This window comes from Rothia sp. HMSC067H10 (assembly GCF_001810635.1).
Lineage (GTDB): Bacteria > Actinomycetota > Actinomycetes > Actinomycetales > Micrococcaceae > Rothia > Rothia dentocariosa.
In genome coordinates this window covers 164,428-182,860 of record NZ_KV802317.1, presented here as the reverse complement: position 1 = coordinate 182,860, position 18,433 = coordinate 164,428, and the positions used below count along the sequence as shown (strand labels likewise).

13 protein-coding genes are annotated in these 18,433 nt (G+C 52.8%); 7 read left to right on the top strand and 6 right to left on the bottom strand.

Features of this window, described 5'->3' with window-relative positions:
- Positions 1-43: 43 nt before the first annotated feature.
- Positions 44-1,288, bottom strand: coding sequence for an alkaline phosphatase family protein (locus HMPREF2756_RS07825; RefSeq protein WP_070620038.1), 1,245 nt, complete (start codon positions 1,286-1,288; stop codon positions 44-46).
- A gap of 1 nt (position 1,289) precedes the next feature.
- Complete coding sequence (locus tag HMPREF2756_RS07820; protein ID WP_070620036.1) at positions 1,290-1,886, bottom strand: DUF5998 family protein; 597 nt, start codon at positions 1,884-1,886, stop codon at positions 1,290-1,292.
- A 213-nt stretch (positions 1,887-2,099) separates the two neighbouring features.
- Here HMPREF2756_RS07820 and HMPREF2756_RS07815 point away from each other — a divergent pair, with 213 nt between their 5' ends.
- The 6 genes from HMPREF2756_RS07815 (at position 2,100) to HMPREF2756_RS07790 (ending at position 10,586) form a co-directional block, all read left to right on the top strand.
- The gene (locus HMPREF2756_RS07815) at positions 2,100-4,628 is read left to right on the top strand and encodes a DNA gyrase/topoisomerase IV subunit A (protein ID WP_070620034.1); all 2,529 of its coding nucleotides are present in this window, start codon (positions 2,100-2,102) and stop codon (positions 4,626-4,628) included.
- A 149-nt stretch (positions 4,629-4,777) separates the two neighbouring features.
- Positions 4,778-5,827 carry a tetratricopeptide repeat protein gene (locus HMPREF2756_RS07810; RefSeq protein WP_070620031.1) on the top strand — a complete coding sequence of 350 codons (1,050 nt, stop codon included), beginning with the start codon at positions 4,778-4,780 and terminating at the stop codon, positions 5,825-5,827.
- A gap of 112 nt (positions 5,828-5,939) precedes the next feature.
- On the top strand, positions 5,940-7,751 hold the full coding sequence (locus HMPREF2756_RS07805; RefSeq protein WP_070620028.1) for a tetratricopeptide repeat protein: 1,812 nt from the start codon (positions 5,940-5,942) through the stop codon (positions 7,749-7,751).
- Positions 7,752-7,954: 203 nt separating this feature from the next.
- Positions 7,955-9,301, top strand: coding sequence for a tetratricopeptide repeat protein (locus HMPREF2756_RS07800; protein ID WP_246825891.1), 1,347 nt, complete (start codon positions 7,955-7,957; stop codon positions 9,299-9,301).
- A gap of 6 nt (positions 9,302-9,307) precedes the next feature.
- Positions 9,308-9,823, top strand: a complete 516-nt coding sequence (locus HMPREF2756_RS07795; RefSeq protein ID WP_070620022.1) for a GNAT family N-acetyltransferase — start codon at positions 9,308-9,310, stop codon at positions 9,821-9,823.
- Positions 9,824-9,986: 163 nt separating this feature from the next.
- Complete coding sequence (locus HMPREF2756_RS07790; protein ID WP_004004469.1) at positions 9,987-10,586, top strand: tetratricopeptide repeat protein; 600 nt, start codon at positions 9,987-9,989, stop codon at positions 10,584-10,586.
- Between the two features lie 62 nt (positions 10,587-10,648).
- Here the strand turns inward: HMPREF2756_RS07790 and HMPREF2756_RS07785 are convergent, their stop codons facing one another.
- On the bottom strand, positions 10,649-11,026 hold the full coding sequence (locus HMPREF2756_RS07785; protein ID WP_070621045.1) for a nuclear transport factor 2 family protein: 378 nt from the start codon (positions 11,024-11,026) through the stop codon (positions 10,649-10,651).
- 61 nt (positions 11,027-11,087) lie between these two features.
- On the opposite strand from HMPREF2756_RS07785, the gene HMPREF2756_RS07780 reads away from it, so the two are divergent.
- Positions 11,088-11,558, top strand: coding sequence for a GNAT family N-acetyltransferase (locus tag HMPREF2756_RS07780; protein ID WP_070620019.1), 471 nt, complete (start codon positions 11,088-11,090; stop codon positions 11,556-11,558).
- Between the two features lie 113 nt (positions 11,559-11,671).
- On the opposite strand, the gene cydC is transcribed toward HMPREF2756_RS07780, so the two are convergent.
- The 3 genes from cydC to HMPREF2756_RS07765 all read right to left on the bottom strand — a co-directional run bounded on the left by cydC (position 11,672) and on the right by HMPREF2756_RS07765 (position 18,303).
- Positions 11,672-15,451, bottom strand: coding sequence for a thiol reductant ABC exporter subunit CydC (cydC, locus tag HMPREF2756_RS07775; protein WP_246825890.1), 3,780 nt, complete (start codon positions 15,449-15,451; stop codon positions 11,672-11,674).
- A 180-nt stretch (positions 15,452-15,631) separates the two neighbouring features.
- Entirely contained in the window at positions 15,632-16,705 is a 1,074-nt protein-coding gene (cydB, locus tag HMPREF2756_RS07770) for a cytochrome d ubiquinol oxidase subunit II (protein WP_070620017.1), read from the bottom strand.
- A gap of 20 nt (positions 16,706-16,725) precedes the next feature.
- Positions 16,726-18,303: a cytochrome ubiquinol oxidase subunit I gene (locus HMPREF2756_RS07765; RefSeq protein WP_070620014.1), complete on the bottom strand. Its 1,578-nt coding sequence runs from the start codon at positions 18,301-18,303 to the stop codon at positions 16,726-16,728.
- Positions 18,304-18,433 lie beyond the last annotated feature (130 nt).

The following is an 18,433-nucleotide window of genomic DNA, read 5'->3' as shown; positions in this document are numbered from 1 at the left end:
GGATTCCTGAAGACACAGACAAGTTAGTCTGTCGTCCTTGACGTTACGAGGTCGGCAGATACCGCAGAGGAATAAGACGCTCCGCATCGGTCAGCGAACCGTGCTGCCCCACCATGGCAAGTGCGCGTTCCTTCTGGCGGCGCATATCGTAGAGCGCATAATCATCACGAGCGCAAACGATCAGATCGCCAATTCGTTCTCGCGCTGCATCACGAATTACCGTGCCGTAGTAGACCCGCTCATACAGGTCATGCGAATCTAGCACCCAAGCATGCTCACCCCAGTGCCGAACCCAACATTGTGCGCTCTGGCGACGGGCATCCGGTGAAGTATCGTGCAGATAGAGCTGCACTGCTCGCGGTTCCCCTGCCGTCATAGCGACATTTTCCAGTAGTTCTTTGGTCGCCGAATAGTCGATGCGGTTTTCCTGCGGAACATTTACCATGCCGTGATCGGCCGTGAGGAAAATACCAGCCCACGCCGGGGAACGTTCGGCAAGGCGACGCAGTGCCAGGTTAAGTTCTTCAAGTTGTTCAAGCCATTCGTTACTTCCCGCACCGTAGCGATGCCCCGCTTGATCAAGCTCTCCCCAGTAAAGGTATATCAAGGTCGGTGTGCGCGAGGCCAGAAGTTCGCAGGCATAAGTGATACGAGCGTTATAGTCGGCTGCGCCCACAAATTCGCCGCCGCGCAAGTTTGCTTCGGTGAGTCCGCTCCCCCGGTATTTCTCCAGTGAAATCGTCACCACGCGCCTATCGGTACAGTACCGCTCGAACACGGTGGGCAGGGGTTGCCAGGCGTGCGGATCAACATTCTTATCCCACCCCGAAAGATGGTTCATCACGGTATTCGTCGTGGGGTTGCGAACCTCATAGCCAGCAATCCCATGAGCCCCCGGCGCGGAGGCGGTGCCCAGCGAACCCAACGACGCTGCAGTCGTGGTGGGGAATGCCGCATCCAATGCCCCTAAAAAGACTGTTTTCTTTAGATAAGGCGCATAAGATCCGTAGCTTTGCAGCAGTTGTTCTCCCAAACCATCGACCATAATCAGGCAGATATTACGGAATCCGTTTGGGTCAGCCCCAGCTTCAGTTAGTCGTTGTGCCAGGTTGAGCGGGTCTGCGTCCAGGCTGAAACCTGGTTCATCATCTAATGGGTGCTGAGCACGCGGTAAGCTTCTTTGCGCTACCAATGATGCTGCCGATTCAAAAACATCTGCCACGCTGTTGCTTCCATAGGCGGGTGGCGGGGGCACCGGATTTCCAGCGTAATCGAAGTATTCAGACATATCAGCGGCTTTCGCTCACCTGAATATGTGCACGGTGTAGGGCGCGGGCAAACTGCTGCGCTTGAAGGATAGCTTCGGGGCCGTCCGCTGTTGCCGAGACGCGCAATGCTAAATCTTCTCGGCTGGCGTCACCACTGTACCCGTGATCTGCGGTGCAGTGCGGATCGGGGCAGGTAGCGGGTGCCAGTTCCAGGTGTAGCGAACCCGTCCATGCTATCTGCATCGAAAGTTCGGTGGGGACCGTTCCGGGCTTATATGCCTGCGGATTATCGTACCCGTAATTAATAGTGACGGCACGCAGAGAACTCAGCTTAACCGCTTCAACGCCCACATGTGCTACGGTCTGCTGCCCTTCTTCTTCAAGGTGCTGGTCGTCTAAATGCGCTAGAATCAGCAAAGATCCACTAACAACTAAAACCGTGATATGGCGATGCAAATTATTATGGCTGAAATGCGTTTCAACCTGCACAAAATGGGATTCTGGTTCTAAACCGGCAAGGGCTTCATCAACGATGTCACGCACTAGATCTGGGTAGAAACCTGCACGCTCGATATCGGCCGTGAGCTTTTCCCGCGGATCATATGCGGTCGCTGTCATGAAGACTCCTTAGGGTCATAGGTAATAAGGCAGGTTCGTGTGCGCATGTGTGGTGCCGTTGTTAGACACTGTAGTTTATACCTTAGTGCTTTACATACCGCCTGTGCTACTTTGACGGGCATTTGGGCGGATTTTTCTAAGCTACCTGTAGAATAGAATTACGAATACGCCCACCCCACATTGGGCGCATTATTGTGCGCCTCAAGGAGAGAAATGGCACGCCGCAGCAAGTCCGCCGTTGAAGATTACCCGGTTGATATTGTCGAAAATATTGTCGATATTGATGTCTCTGCCGAGATGGAATCCAGCTTTTTGGAGTACTCCTACTCGGTTATTTATTCGCGTGCTCTGCCAGATGCGCGCGACGGGCTGAAACCGGTGCAGCGGCGCATCCTCTACATGATGCAGCAGATGGGGCTGCGCCCGGATAAGGGGCATGTGAAGAGCGCCCGTGTGACCGGCGAGGTCATGGGTAAGCTGCACCCGCACGGCGATGCCGCTATTTACGATGCGATGGTGCGTTTGGCGCAGTCTTTTGCGATGCGCCTGCCATTGGTGGATGGGCACGGTAACTTTGGTTCGCTTGACGACGGCCCGGCGGCTGCCCGCTATACAGAGGCACGTATGGCCCCCGCAGCGACGGCGCTGACTGCGGATCTTGACGAAGACGTTGTAGATTTTGTGCCGAACTACGATAACCAATTCATGCAGCCGGGCGTGCTGCCAGCGGCGTTCCCTAACCTGTTGGTCAATGGTACGACCGGCATCGCGGTGGGTATGGCAACGAACATGGCTCCGCATAACCTGCGCGAGGTTATTGCGGGTACGCGGCATTTGATTGCGCATCCTGATGCCACGCTCAAAGAGGTTATGAAGTTCATTCCCGGCCCCGATCTGCCCAGCGGCGGCACGATTGTGGGATTGAGCGGTATTAAGGATGCCTACGAAAGCGGGCGCGGCACATTCAAGACCCGTGCCAAGGTCTCTATTGAGCAGGTGACCCCCCGTAAACAGGGCATTGTGGTGACTGAACTGCCGTATATGGTGGGCCCCGAAAAGGTTATTGAAAAGATCAAGGACGGCGTTAACGCCAAGAAACTGACCGGTATTTCTGATGTGGTCGATTTGACCGACCGCAAACACGGGTTGCGCCTTGTTATTGAGATTAAGAACGGTTTTAATCCGCAGGCTGTGCTGGCTTCACTATATAAGCACACGCCGTTGGAGGATTCCTTCGGCATTAATAATGTGGCGCTGGTGAATGGGCAGCCGCAGACCTTGGGGCTGCTTGATCTTCTGCGGGTGTATATCGATCATCGTCTGTCGGTGGTGCGCCGCCGCACCGAATTCCGTCTGGGTAAGCATAAGGATCGTCTGCACTTGGTGGATGGTCTGTTGATTGCCATTGTCGATATTGACGAAGTTATTGAGATTATTCGGTCTTCGGATGAAACCGCGCAGGCTCGCGAGAAGCTGATGGCGGTCTTCGATCTGACGGAGGTTCAGGCGAACTATATTCTTGAGCTGCGCCTGCGCCAGCTTACGAAGTATTCCCGCATTGAGCTTGAGGCTGAGCGTGATAAGTTGCGCCAGGAGATTGCTGAACTGGAACGTATTTTGGGTTCCGATTCTGCGCTGCGTGAGCTGGTATCTGACGAGCTTGCCGAGGTTGCCGAGAAATACGGCAACGATCGCCGTACTGTTTTGAAGACGAAAGACGATATGCAGTCCGCGATTGAGGCTGTCTCAAACGGGGCCTCAAAGGCGAAGAAGAGCCTCGGGTTGGCACTTGAAATTGCCGATGAGCCCTGTTGGGTGCTGCTGACGGCATCCGGCATAATGGGGCGCACGGTGGGTAAACCAATGCGTGAGGCTCTGGTTGATCCGGGCAAACGTATTAAACATGACGTCTTCACCTCTATTGTTCCTACGACGGCGCGGGGCGAGATTGGTGCGGTGACCTCTACGGGGCGCATGGTGCGCCTGTCGGTCATGGATTTGGTGGTGTTCGATGATTCTTCGGGAACTCCCGTATTGACCACGGGCGTCAAAGCTACCGAGGTTGTTGCCCTAGCAAAGGGCGAGAAGCTGGTGGGGCTTGTGCCGTTGAATGAGGTACTTGCACTGGCAACGGCGAACGGCGTGATTAAGCGCGTGAACCCGGAGTATCCGCTGAACCAGACGGAGTGGGATGTTATCAAGCTCAAACCAAAGGATACGATTATTGCCGCAACCGTGTGCTCTTCCGACGATAATGCCCTAACGTTAGTCACCCAGGAAGCGAAACTCCTGACCTTCGATGCGGCTAAGGTTCGCCCGCAGGGCCGCGCGGGCGGCGGTATCGCCGGTATTAAGTTGGGCGCGCAGGATGCGGTAATTGCGCTCGGCGTGACCGCCCCGGATTCTGCCGCAGAGGTTGTGACCGTCACGAATGGTCAGGACGGTATGGCAAGCGCGAAGGTCACTCCCCTAGCGGAGTACCCACAGAAGGGTCGCGCGACCGGTGGCGTGCGGGCGCATCGTTTCTTGACGGGAGAATCGAAGCTGGCACTGGCGTGGGTTGGCGTTGGCCCCGCAAAGGCTGGCACGCCGGGCGGTGTGGCACGCTCCTTGCCAACCGAGCACGGTTCACGTGACGGCTCGGGTGTGCCCCTTACCCAGGCGATCGGCGCGGTAGGCCCCAACTATGCGGCTATCACCGAGCAAGCAAAAATGGCGTCTGACGGGGAAAAGTTGTTCTAGCCTTTTTAGTTGGGTCGCTGCTATTTTCATCCGTTGTTGCAGGTAGCAGTGTTGCTTCCATGCAAGTTAAGGCAACGCTGCTACCTTTTAATGTGAAGTTTTAGGTGAAACCTGGATTTTTTCTACCGCAGCATTAAGGATAGGCAGGCATGACCGAACCGAATAAGCCCCTGGAGCAGATGACCGCCCAAGAACGGCTTGACCTTGGTGTAGAATACCTCGACGCGGGCAGGCTGAATGACGCCGTTCATATCCTCGCTACGGTTTCAGCAAGTGAAAATCCTGGGGCGTACTCTTGGGCGCAGTACTTTCTAGGTGACGTCTACGAGGATGCGGGAAATCTTCGTGAAGCGATGACCGCCTACAACAATGTCCATCGCCACGATAACCCTGTAGCCTACGCTTCGGCGCAGAACAGCGCAGGTATTCTCTATAAGAACATGGGGCGGCTTGACGATGCTGTTGCCGCGTTCAGCCGTGTTGTTCGTGAAGACAACCCGGAATCCTACGCGTGGGCGCAGAACAACCTTGGCACCGTCTATCAAACTATGAGGCGTCTTGATGATGCCGCCGCCGCGTTCGGGAATGTGCAGCTTAACGACAGCCCCGAAGCGTACACTAACGCACAGTTCAACCTTGGCAACACCTATAAGCTTATGGGCAAGATCGATGATGCCCTTCAAGGGTGGGAAGGTGTGCTTCGCGAGGTAGACGCAGAAACCTACGCCCAGGCGCAGTTCAACATTGGTTCTACGTGCAAGAATCAAGGGCGGATAGATGAGGCGATCGCCGCGTGGGGAAGGGTGCGCCATGATGACAACCCCTCAGTTTACGCTCGGGCACAGCTGAGCATGGGCCTCACCTACGCCCCGCTAGGGCAGCTTGATGAGGCGATCGCCGTGTGGCGTAACGTGCGCCGGGAGGACAACCCCGAAGCGTACGCCGCAGCACAAAACAACCTGGGCAGCGCATACGAAGACAAAGAGCTATTTGACGATTCTTTTGCCGCCCGGAACAGGGTTCTGCGCAGCGACAGCCCTTACATATATGCTGTGGCACAGCTCAACATGGGCATCGCCCACTATAACAACGGGTCTCTTGATGAGGCCGTGACCGCGTGGAACCGTGTTCTTGAAGAGGACGACCCGCAGTCCTACGCCGAAGCACAACGTAACCTTGCTCTGGTGAATAAACACTAGCTGCCCACAGCGTTGCTCCTGCGCAGACAAGGGGCAACGCTGCTACCTTTTAATGTGAAGTTTTAGGCGAGACCTAGAATTTTTCCCACTAAGGCGTCAAGGAGAAACAGGCATGACCGAACCAAATAAGTCTCTAGAACAGATGACCGCCCAAGAACGGCTTGAACTTGGAAGAAGCTACTACAATGAGGGCAAATTTGATGAGGCAATTGCCCTTCTACAAACGATTGATCCCGCTGAATACTCACTTACATACGCAGAGGCGCAATACGGTCTAGGACTCGCATACAAGGCCAATGGGGACTCCAACAAGGCTATTAATACGTGGTTACACATTGGCCCTGAGCACAATCTCAACATCTACGCACGGGCGCAGTTCAACCTTGGCAAAACCTATTATTATGATAAAGATCGGGAAAACCCGATTGAGGATGCTATCGAAGTATGGTCAAAGATCCGTCCTGACAGCAACGGCGAAGTCTATGCATGGGCACAAATCGGTCTTGGATTTGCCTACCATATCCAAGACAAACTGGCTGAAGCCATTGACGCCTGGTCAAAGGTTCGCCTCCAGAACGGTCTCACAGTCTACGCACGGGCACAGCTCTGTCTCGGGGAGGTTTACTCATTAGATAAAGAGACAGAGGAACAATCACACGAAGCGTACAATCATGTGTGTGATTTCTCATACTATAAATCTGAACGCGGATTCAAGATTCTTAAATGCCCTGTGGAAGTAAGGAAAAATCTTCATACCGTAGCTGACAATACCGACGAAGTCCTAAAATATCTTCAGATAATCCCAGCATTTGAGTCAAAAGTTGCGCACTATACTCGACCACAAATAGCTTTTGATCTATTTGAAGACAAGAAAAACAATAACGATAAAGAACCGTCAAATTTCCGGTTCAGCACCATCCGTGGAGTCAATGACCCAATGGAAGGGCTAGTTCTAAATGGTTATTGGAATCAGCAAGGTATCCGAGAAACTATACATACAAATGATACTGCAACATTTATTAGTTGTTTCACTTTTAACCATGACAACCTTAACCAGTTTCGTCTCTACGGGAAAGAGAATGGTCGGGAAGCAACAGGCGTTAGCTTGGTATTCAACAAAGGGTTTTTTAGCAATCAGGCAGATACATTAGAGTTTATAGCTGGCCCTTCGACAGACCTATCTAGTAAATCGGAACAGAATAAGTCCAATGAAACAGGGAAAACGGAGGGTGACAATAAGAAACAATTAATAGGTAAATCCACACTCTACCGCTGTATTTATCTAGACCCTGAGACCGGGTATTGGACTCTAGCTCAACGCGATAAATCCACTTTCTATCGCGAACACAATGAAGACGCAGATGCAAAAGGGAAATGGGGAAAATATTATAAATCAATTTCAACAAAAGAGGAAGATGTCGAAACACACTTATTTAACAAAGGAAATAACGAAGAGGAAGATGTCGAAACACACTTGTTAAACAAAGGAAATAATGACAATAACTCTGTTAGCAACGAAAATAATAAAATTAAATCTATCTCACAAATACTTAATTCAATATTTACAGATAAAAATCACCCATACAATAAATGCGATAAAGACGAGAAACAGAAAATTCTTGAAGCCGTCCGGTTTATTCTTCTCCCCTTGCAGTATCTGGTGAAACATATTGCTTTCCAGGAGGAGCAGGAATGCCGCATTATGTATATTACTCAGTTCCGTGACGAGAAGATTCACAGCAACCGTGAGGAACAGAAAATGTACGTCGAGTATGAGGAGCATGTACTGCCACAACATATCGATAAAATTTGGCTCTCTCCTGGTGCAGCGAAGGACCAAGATTTCTTCCGCATCCTGTTGGATAAAGAAGACAACGACGACAAGGTTCGTATCTCCCAGAACCCGTTTAGGAATAAGGGATAAAGGAGTAGGGAGCCTGCACAAGGGGTCTTCCTCCACCTGAAAACATGATGTCTACCCGCAAAAACTTATTCTAATCTTCATCTTTCTACGGGGGCGTCAAACTTCACACAGAGGTTGCACACCGTTACTCTTATATATATGCGTTTCAGGCAGAGTCTTGTTCCCTGCCCGAAATTCCACAGACACCGCCTATGGAGATCACCGTGACCGAAGCAGAGAACCCGTTAGAGCAGATGACCGTGCAGGAGCGTCTTAACCTGAGCAAGGAGCACTACAAAGCTGGTGCTTTCGATAAAGCTATCGACGTGCTGGGCACGATTTCTGCCGACGAGAATCCGCAAGCCTACGCAACAGCTCAAAACAATCTCGGTATCGTTTACCGAGACCAGGGCAAGGTAGAGCAGGCGGTCGAAGCCTGGAACCGCATTCCCAAAGATGTTCCCGAACTGTACGCCAAGGCGCACAATAACCTTGCCTCTGCCTATATTAAACAGGGCGAAACTGATAAGGCTCTTGAAGCGTGGAAGAACATTCCCTCTGCTGCCCCAAAGCAGTACGCAATGGCGCAGTTCAACCTGGGTGTAACCTACGCGCAGCAAAACAACGTTGATGAAGCTGTCGAAGCTTACCAGCGTGTTCCCAAGGATGTCACTAATCTTTATGCGCACGCGCAATACAACCTGGGTGCCACATACGCACAGCAGGGCAAAATGGATGAGGCCACTGAAGCCTACAAGAACGTCCCCGATGCAGCCCCGGCAAAATACGCGAAAGCACTCAACAACCTGGGCGTGCTTTATGAAGGGCAGGGTAAAGCCGAACAGGCTTCTGAAGCCTACCAGCAGGTACCCAGCACCGTTCCTGACCAGTACGCGATGGCTCTCAACAACTTGGGCGTAACCTATTACAACCAAGGCAAGACAGAGCAGGCTCTCGAACTTTGGGAGACCGTTTCTGCCGACATTCCCGAACAGTACGCGACCGCGCAGATGAATCTGGGCATGGTGTACGACAGCCAAGGAAAGCTAGAACAGGCTATTGCCGCGTGGGAGCGTGTACCCGAGAGCTTACCGGAACGTTACGCTTCGGCACAGTACAATATCGGTACTTCCTATGTGGAGCAGGGTAAACCAACGAAAGCAGTCGAGGCTTGGGAACGTATTCCTGCGAGCGCCTCTGAGCCCTACGCCGTAGCCCAATACAATACCGGACTTATCTACGAAGAACAGGGCAATATCGACGATGCCCTAGTGGCGTGGGAACGTGTTCCCAAGGATGCTTCTGAGCACTTCTACAAAGCCCAATTCAATATTGGCGGTGCCTACTACAAACTGGGTGAAACGGACGAGGCAGTTGCCGTCTGGAAGAATATTCCCGAGTCTGCTGCGGAGCAGTACGAGATGGCACAAACCAACCTGAGTATCATCGCCGAGAACCAGGAAAAAGCCAAGGATAGCGGCGAAACCGAGCAGCAGGACGGGAGCGCCGAACACCAAGAAAAACCCTCCGAACAGAAGAAGCAGGACAGCGGGCAAAAGCAGGAAGGCTAAGATAACGTGAGGATTACTCCCCTCACTATCAGCGATGTTCCGATTTTGCGCGGCATTGCCCGTGATACGTTTACCGAAACATTTTCAGAGGCTAACAAAGCCGAAGATATGGATCGCTACCTTGCGGAACGGTTCTCAGAAGATCAGCTCGCCCGGGAACTCAGCAACCCTGATTCGTTCTTCTACGTTGCCGAGGTAAACGGGCACGTCGTGGGTTACCTCAAGCTCAATACTGCACACGCACAAACCGAACCGCAGGCGGCGGACGCGCTCGAAATTGAGCGTATCTACGTGCTGAGCAACTATCACGGAAACGGTGTTGGGCAGGCCCTCTACCATCACGCCATGAGTGTGGCAGAAGACCGAAAGGCAAGCTATGTGTGGCTAGGGGTGTGGGAGCATAATCATCGAGCCCTGCGCTTCTACGAGAAAAACGGGTTCACCGCCTTCGGTACGCATATTTTTCAGCTGGGTAACGATCAGCAGACGGATATCCTGATGCAGAAATCTGTTGCCGTCTGAACGCTGTGCCTAGCCTGAATCCCTTCGGCGGTTAGGATATGAAGGATGCGCTTATCTTCGCGCTGAGACTCCTTCCCGTATAGTTAGAGAAAACAGTTTTTGCTTGAGGGTAAGCCCCGGCAAAATTAGGTGCTTATCAACACCTGGTGCAGGAAAGGAAATCATGGTCGATCAGCCTCATGCAGAGATGCAACGCTACGCCCAGGAACAGGTAGATCTTGGCGCACAATACTACGAACAGGGTCTGCTCGATCAGGCATGTGAAGCGTGGGAGAAAGTACCTGAAAGTGTTCCCGATCAATACGCCATCGCGCATGTGAATATAGGCATTGTCTACGACGGTCAAGGCCAGCATGAGCAGGCCATTAAGGCATGGCAGAAGGTTCCCGAAAGTGAGACTCAGCCCTATGCCGTAGCACAGTACAATATCGGATCTGTGCACGAGGCTTTAGAGCAGGATGAGTCTGCTTTAGCGGCATACAGCAAAGTTCCTAAAATAGATGTTCTGCACTATTCCATGGCACAGTTCAATAGCGCCGTGCTCCTGCACCTGCATGGTAACCTGACCACGGCTCTAAGTACCTATCAGAAAATACCTGCCAGTGTTCCCGATCAGTATGCGCGAGCACAGCTGAATTTAGGCGTTTTGTACCAGCAGATGGGGCACAATGACCAGGCTTTTGAGGCTTGGAAACGTGTTTCCCCAGATTTTCCTGAGCTCTATGAGGTGGCTCAGTCGTATCTGAACGACGAAGATTCCTAATAGTTCAACAACGGTTGCGGTGAGGTATTATCACCGCAACCTGCTTTTAAGGCGCACGCTGTTTAATCGCTCAGTACCGCCACAATTTCTTGAACAATCTGCCAGTTTTCGCTGCGCTTTTTCCAGGTGATAGTGAATAGAAAATCCCGCTCCTGCGCTCCCTGACTCATCCTGCGTTTGAGCACAATAGTTCCAGTTTCACCGTCAGAATCTGCAAAAAGTATGGTGTGCGCTGTGTTCAGGGGAGCGGCGCCGCTGTCTTTGAGGGTTTGAAAGAAATCGATGTTGTCCTGTTTCGAGAGAATCTGCACGGTATTATCCGGTAGAATCCGCACAAATTTTAGGTCATCGGCATACACCCGCTTCAGAAAATCAATATCGTAGCTGGTACCGCGCGAAATCAATTCTTCGGTAAGTGTTTTCATCGTTTCGTCAATCATGATGCCCTCCATCATCTGAGGCGGAAATACGTACAAGCTCAGCCTAGCAAAGGAAAAAGTCATGACTATCCCCTGGCCCCCTGCAGCTCAAACCGCTCACAACCCTCAAGCGGTGGCACGTATCCTCAAGACCCTGCCTGAATGGTTTGGACGTGAAGAGTCCAATACCGAATACATACATGCTGCTGAACGACTGGAAACGTGGACGGTAACCCATCCGGAAACCCACGAAGTTGTGGGTATCATGCTGATCACCCAGCACTACCCGGTTGAGGCAGAAATTCATTTGCTGGCAGTAGATGCCGCCTTTCACGGATACGGAATTGGCACTTCCCTAATAAGTGCATTTCAAAAGGAGGCACGTAACCGTGGTATCAGGCTGATACAGGTTAAGACGCTTGGGGAATCTTTTTTCAACGAACCGTACCAACGCACCCGAAATTTCTATAAAGCTGTAGGGTTTTTGCCTCTTGAAGAGACAGACCTGTGGGGCGAAGATACTCCCTGTCTGATTATGGTAAAAGCAATCTAACTGGCTTGACGTACATAGAGCGTAGGCTTCATCCTTCCAAAAGCTTACGCTTCTCAAGACGTCTAAAACGGGTTCTAACATTTCTTGAGCCCCTCACAACGTCATGTATAGACCTATTCCAATGTAACAACCGCATCGCAGCGGGCAATGTCTTCAGGGCGGTGCGAGACCAAAACCGTTGCCGTTCCACCGGTGCGAGTTGCCGTGTCCAGATCAGCCATAAGCGCCGCAGCTGATTCAGAATCCAAATGCGCGGTAGGCTCATCCAGCAAAAGTACCGGAGATTCCACGAGCAGGGCACGAGCCACCGCAAGACGCTGCCGCTGGCCTCCCGACAGGAACCCGCCACCAGCACCAACACGGGTGTGCAGACCTTCCGGCAGGGTGCTGTACCACTCCCCCAAACCTACACGTTGCAGGACCCTTATCATTTGTTCTTCGCTCGGGTGATCAGCACGATCGCGTGCCAAGAGTAAATTGCCTTCAAGAGTAGATTCAAAAATATGCGCAGCCTGCGGGCACCATGCCGCATACCCTCGAAGCTGATCGTTCCCCAGCGCTTTTCCGTAGGAGCGAATTTCGCCAGCTTCCAACGGCAGGAACCCCAAAAGAGTCGCCAGCACGGTGCTCTTACCCGAACCTGAGGGACCGGTAATTCCCGTCCACTTTCCGTTATGCGCCGTAGCGTTGAGATGCTCAAAAACAGGCTTGTCCATGCTCGGCCACCGAGCGGCAGCATCAACAAGTTCAAGAGCAGGTTCCTGCCCCTGAGGTTCGCGAATACACCCAACATGAGATGTATCCTGTTCCTCAAGGTCTGAAACACTATTTTCGTCCGCAATACCGGGAGCAATCTGTGCCAACAGGGTGGCGAAAGAAGACCAGGAACGCACCGCTTCTATATGCTGCACGGAACTTTCTATCATTGCCGTACACATGAGAACTACGGCGGCAGATTCTGGGGCACCTACCGTTCCCGATATCGCTAACGGATACGCAATAATTGCGCACCACAGTGCTGCTCCGAACCAGCTCAGGGTCACAAGCGCCCTACCAAGACCTTGGGCATACGAGGTGCGAGTCAATGCGACGACATTGTGGTCATTCAAATGTGTTGTAGCAATCTCGATGCTCGGCGCAACCCCGTTAGCACGAATATCTTCTGCGGCGCTCAGCACACCGGTGCCTAAACGCAGAAGCTCCGCAGTACTTTCCCGTGTGGTTTCCTCAGCGTGAGCGTCCGCGCGCGTAACAACCCATGGCACAAGAATTGTTGATGTCAAGGCTGCGAGCGCTACAGGAACAATAGCCTGAGGTAGCACAACAATTGTGGTTATTAGGGCTGTTACCATCACAAGTATATGTGCGGCAGGTGGAATAAGAACACGCGGAATGCTGTCGCGTAGCTCATCTATTCCGCCAATAAGCCTTTCCAGCAGGGCGTCACCGCGAAGTAGGGCACGCACACTGCCAATATCAAGATAGGCACCGGTCCACGCGCGTACACGCAGAGTATTCGCTGCGGTTAAGACTTTGGCATGTGTGAGCAAACGCTCGGCATATCGAGCACAGGCACGCCCTAGCCCAAAGAAGCGCACGCCCACGATAGCTACCATAAGGAACATCATGGCTGGGCCTTCGGCTGCACGCACGATAAGCCATCCTGAGAGCGCGGTCAGAGAAATTGCGGCAAGGGAGGTGAGAGCGGCAAGAATTACCGGCGGCAGTCCCTGTAATATGCCTAGTCCCGTAAGATTCCGCAGTGTTTTGAGGGTTTTCACGACTCCGACAGCATGTTCTGTGTTTTCTCGAACCATCTTTTCAGGAGCGTTGTGTAACGTTGGGCGATGCTCAGCAAAGGTATCGGCTGAGTCCTGCTTCTGCTGGTCTGCAGTCGGGATAATCTTAGGTGCCTCGTTCCGGGCGATATTCCACCGATATGTCTGCTCATGCGATGGTTCCGCATGCGCTCCCTCGACTACCACCGATGCCCGCACCACACTATCGCAGTACTCGGTAAGTTCCGTTTCATGGGTCACGATTAGAACGGTTACTCCGCGTTCTGCGAGCGCGTCCAGGGACTGAGTTACAAGGTGGGCGGCGTGTGCATCCAGGTGGGCGGTAGGCTCATCTACCAGAACGGTAATCTGGAGATTTTGATGGTGATCGGCTGCACGGTGGAGGGCATCAATGCGAGCTAAGATGCGGGCGCACGCCAACCTGCGCGCTTGACCCGCGCTGAGCGATTCGGGGCTGAGCTCGCTCAGGTTTTCGAGCCCGAGCTTCCACAGATAGTTCTCTAGGCGTTCACGATCTGAGGGGCGTATCTGTGTTTCCCCCGTGAGAAGTTTAGCCGCATAGTCCTCTTCGCTACGATCGGTGCTGAAGGCATAGAGCGCCATCTCGTGCAGGACCGTGGGGGCGGCGAAAATAGGATTCTGCGGAATACTCAGGGTGTTTCCGGCACCTATAATGCGGCCAGTTACTTTAATCGGTTCGGATGCGCCGGTTGGTACCAGTCCGTCGCGGACGCTCCCGGAAAGTACTCCGAGGAGCGTTGATTTACCACTTCCTGATGGTCCCAGAATGCCTACTAACGCTCCGCGCTGTTTTCCTGCCGCGCTTGGGCGCTTCGAAGTACGTGGAATATTCAGGTTTACTGAGTCTAAGATCTGTGTACGTCCGGGGTATGTGACCGAGAGGTTCTCAATCGCAAGATTCTTGAGATCCACCGATGTCTTCTCGCAGGATACGCTCACAGAGGCTTCTGGTACGGGAGTATCAAGGACTGTACGTACAGACCGAAGTGCGGCTATGCCGTCTTCAGACTGGTGGTAGGCTGCGCCGACATCACGCAAAGGCTGGTAGCATTCAGGAGCCAGCAGGAGTACAAGGATTGCGGTATCGAGTCCGAGTGTGCCCTGTACCAGGCGCACGCCAATAAGCACGGCGATCAGTGCCACCGAGATGGTCGTGATAAGTTCTAAAGCGAGCGAAGACATAAATGCGCTGCGAAGCGTCTGCATGGTACGTTCGCGGTATTGTTCACCCAGCTTCCTAAGAGCACGAGTTTGTACACGTTCACGCCCCAGCCCGATCAATACGGGCAGCCCACGGATGAGTTCAAGAATATGGTCTGATAGACGGTGCAGCTCGGCTTGAGCAGCGGCGGTATCTTCACGTGTGGTTTTACCGATAAGTACCATGAAGATCGGAATAAGCGGCAGGGTGCACGCTAGGATGAGGGCACTTGTGATATCCAATGAGAGCACAATAAACCACAGCAGAACGGGCACTACGGCGACCGAGACAAAGGCGGTTAGGGTTTTAGTGTAGTAATCATCGAGAGCGTTCAGCCCCCGCGCCAGCAGAACGGCGGTTGCGCCTGTACCTTCAGGGGTGTCTGCCCCTCCTGTGGCTAAGACACGGTGCACAAGTTTTTGGCGGATACTTGCTTTAGCTCCTACGGCTGCACGCTGAGCACTTACGGACAGCGCGTAATCGGCGCCTGCACGTACAGCAAGCGCTATCAGCGCCGTAACGATTAGCCCCCATGTTATGGCGTTTCCAGTGCCAAGAAGATTGCCTAGCCCTAGAAGCCATCCATTGGTACTGTCGAGTTTCGCTTGTGAGTCACCCGAGAATTCGATGAGAGCGCGATAGGTTTCTGGATCGCTGGCGGCCTTTAGATGCTCGTGCTCGGCGGTGAGTGCGGTAAATCCGGCGTGGGCTGCCCGGGCAATGAGGGATGCGAGCGCCGCGCTGAAGATCACGGTTGCCAGTGTGTGTATCCCGGTGATAAGCCCGAAAACCCCTAGGTTTTTACGGGCGTCTGGTCCTAACGGAGGACGTTTATCGTTGTTGCGCTGTGTTTTATTGGCGCGTGGGCTCACGTCTCGTTCCTTCCCTACCGCTAAAGTGAGTGTGGATATTTTCTCCGGTGTGTTTCCTAGTTTAGACACTGGTGACGGGCTTGTCTGCTTTCGGTTTTAAAGTATTTTCGGTGCCTTCATATGTTGCTGAAAGCACCGGAAATACTTCTGTACCCTCCCGATTACCGGGTACATTCTTGGCTATGACACCCTGTTCGGGTGCGTCACCAGCTCGCTAGCATCGTGGGCATCAGGGATATTTTCAACGCGCAAACGCTTGCGGAACACCCAGTATGTCCAGATTTGGTACACGATAATAACGGGCAATCCAAATCCACTCACAACGCTCATAACTCCAAGTGTGTACTCCGAGCTTGAGGCGTTTGCAATGGTGAGCGAATGAGCCGCGTCCAAGGTTGAAGGTAGTACGTTGGGGAAAAGAGCGGTGAAAATCGCCAGCGCACCAAAAGCCATGAAGAAGCTCAGACCTGCGAAGGCACGGCCTTCGCGTGAGCTTCGGGCGCTTATCCACGCGAAGAGCACTGCAAATACGGCAAGAATAGTGCATAGCCAGGAAATACCGTTACCGGTTGTAACCTGCATGTACAGTACCCAGAGCACGATAGGCAAAAGCAGAAGCGGAAGCCAACGCACCAGGGCGGTGCGTGCGCGGTGGCGTATATCTCCATCGGTTTTCAAGGCAACAAAGGCAAGTCCTTGCACGAGGGCAAACCCTACAAGAGAGAGACCGCCTAGAAGCACGGGCCAGGAGGCCCAAGCGAAGGCACCGCCTACACGGTCACCGTTGGCATTAATTGGTAAGCCAATGGAGGTCAGCGCAAGAAGCGCACCTACCAGTAAAGCGATAAAGAATGATGATAGCGAGAGAGCGATAGTCCAACCGCGAATCCATCGTTCATCGTTTTTCTTGCCGCGATACTCAATAGCGATCACGCGGAAGATCAGTGCTAGCAACACGAACGTTAACGGAATATATAGTGCCGAGAAGAGGGATGCGTACCATAACGGAAACGCCGCGAAGGTAGCAGCACCACCGGTAACGAGCCAGACTTCGTTACCATCCCATACGGGACCGATCGTGTTCAGAAGCAGGCGTCGCTCTTTCTCGTTTTTGGCGAAGACGCTCATGAGCATGCCTACGCCCAAATCGAAACTGTCGAGGATAAGGTAGCCAATCCAGAAAATACCGATAGCGACGAACCAGATGGTTGGCAGCAGTGGCTGCCCGGCAAAGATATTAAAGTCGAAGGTCATCGTTGAGAATCCTTACCCGCCTAGTAGGCGAACTCCAAGACATCGCGCTTATCGTGACCGCTCTTTTCACCGTCCTGCTCGTGTTCAGAACGCACGAGTTCGGGCATAGCGGCTACCACGCCAGCCTTTATATATTTAGTCAGCAGGTAAATTTCGACCACCATCAGGATGCCATATACCGTTCCTAGGGCGATGAGTGAGAATAGTATCTCTTCGCCGCTCACACCCGGAGAAACCGCTGCCGCCGTGAACATGAGGATGGACGGGTCACCCTCAGGGTTGGGCGCCACCACAAAGGGCTGGCGTCCCATTTCAGTGAAGATCCAACCGAGGGCGTTGCCGAAGAAGGGAGCCCAAATTCCCCACAAAGCCAGGGTTTTCAGCCACTTGGCTTCGGGAACAGTACCGGTTCCTTTTTTACGAGTAACCCATAGTACGTAGACGTACGAAAGTGCACCAATACCACCAAGCGTGATCATGCCGCGGAATCCATAATAGGTGACTTCCATAAGGGGCAAATAGTTGATCTTCTGCCCGGCACGCTCACCGTAGAGGGGGTTATCCGCCAGATGCGTACCGTATTTAGCTTCGTATTCAGGCATGAGGGTTTTCACACCCTTGACCTCGGTGGTGAAATCTTCGTGGGCCAGGAATGAGAGTGCACCGGGAACCTCAAGCACTGCCTGCACCTTATCGCAGTCTTGAGACCCCAGAGAAGATATAGAAAGAACCGAGAAACCGGTGCCGTCATGGCATGCCGCCTCGGCAGCCGCCATTTTAAGGGGCTGCTGATGAATCATGAGCTGAGCTTGAGCGTGACCGCTAAGAGCCACACCAGAGAACCCGATGAGACCCACAATCGCGCCGATGCGCAGGGAACGGAACCAAACCTTGTAGTCGGTCTTATCACGACCGCCAACTTCGGCATCTCCTACTACAACCTTGCCATTCTCTACAATGTCAATGCCGTCACGGCGTCGGCGCCAGAGCTTATACCAGGAAATACCGACCAGGAACCCACCGGCGACCTGAATGGCGCCAAAGATCACGTGGGGGAAGGTAAGAAGCGCGGTGTTATTTGTGAGAACAGCCCAAATATCAGTCATGCGGGGACGGCCATCGACCATTTCAACGCCTACCGGATGCTGCATCCAGGAGTTTGCCACCAGAATAAAGTATGCGGATACCCAAGAACCGAGAACCGCCATGAAGAGGCATAGGGCGTGAACTTTGGGCTTGAGTTTGTCCCATCCAAAGATCCAAAGCCCCAGGAAGGTTGATTCGATAAAGAAGGCAAAAAGACCTTCCATAGCTAGCGGCGCACCAAAGACGTCACCCACAAAACGCGAGTATTCACTCCAAGCCATACCAAACTGGAATTCCTGCACTAAACCGGTTGCCACACCCATTGCGAAGTTGATGAGGTAGAGCTTTCCCCAGAACTTCGTCATACGTTTGTATTCGTCTTTTTTCGTGAAGATATAGCGCAGGTACAGGAAGGTGACGACCATACCCAAGCCGAGGGTTAGGGGCACCATAAAGAAGTGGTAGACGGTCGTGATACCGAACTGCCACCGCCCAATGTCAAGGGGATCCATGTACATGATCCTTTTCTAAAATGTGTAAAGTCTACTGTTGGCAGACACGCCCGGGAGCGTAGCACACCTCCGAAAGTCAGGTGCACATATCTCAGGATGTCTTACATAGGTAAGGTAACGCGTTTTAAAA

Bases quoted from the DNA above. Each gene is read 5' to 3' on its own strand.
- HMPREF2756_RS07825 (WP_070620038.1), bottom strand. From the start codon at position 1,288: ATGTCTGAATACTTCGATTACGCTGGAAATCCGGTGCCCCCGCCACCC.
- HMPREF2756_RS07820 (WP_070620036.1), bottom strand. From the start codon at position 1,886: ATGACAGCGACCGCATATGATCCGCGGGAAAAGCTCACGGCCGATATC.
- HMPREF2756_RS07815 (WP_070620034.1), top strand. From the start codon at position 2,100: ATGGCACGCCGCAGCAAGTCCGCCGTTGAAGATTACCCGGTTGATATT.
- HMPREF2756_RS07810 (WP_070620031.1), top strand. From the start codon at position 4,778: ATGACCGAACCGAATAAGCCCCTGGAGCAGATGACCGCCCAAGAACGG.
- HMPREF2756_RS07805 (WP_070620028.1), top strand. From the start codon at position 5,940: ATGACCGAACCAAATAAGTCTCTAGAACAGATGACCGCCCAAGAACGG.
- HMPREF2756_RS07790 (WP_004004469.1), top strand. From the start codon at position 9,987: ATGGTCGATCAGCCTCATGCAGAGATGCAACGCTACGCCCAGGAACAG.
- HMPREF2756_RS07785 (WP_070621045.1), bottom strand. From the start codon at position 11,026: ATGATTGACGAAACGATGAAAACACTTACCGAAGAATTGATTTCGCGC.
- HMPREF2756_RS07780 (WP_070620019.1), top strand. From the start codon at position 11,088: ATGACTATCCCCTGGCCCCCTGCAGCTCAAACCGCTCACAACCCTCAA.
- cydB (WP_070620017.1), bottom strand. From the start codon at position 16,705: ATGACCTTCGACTTTAATATCTTTGCCGGGCAGCCACTGCTGCCAACC.
- HMPREF2756_RS07765 (WP_070620014.1), bottom strand. From the start codon at position 18,303: ATGGATCCCCTTGACATTGGGCGGTGGCAGTTCGGTATCACGACCGTC.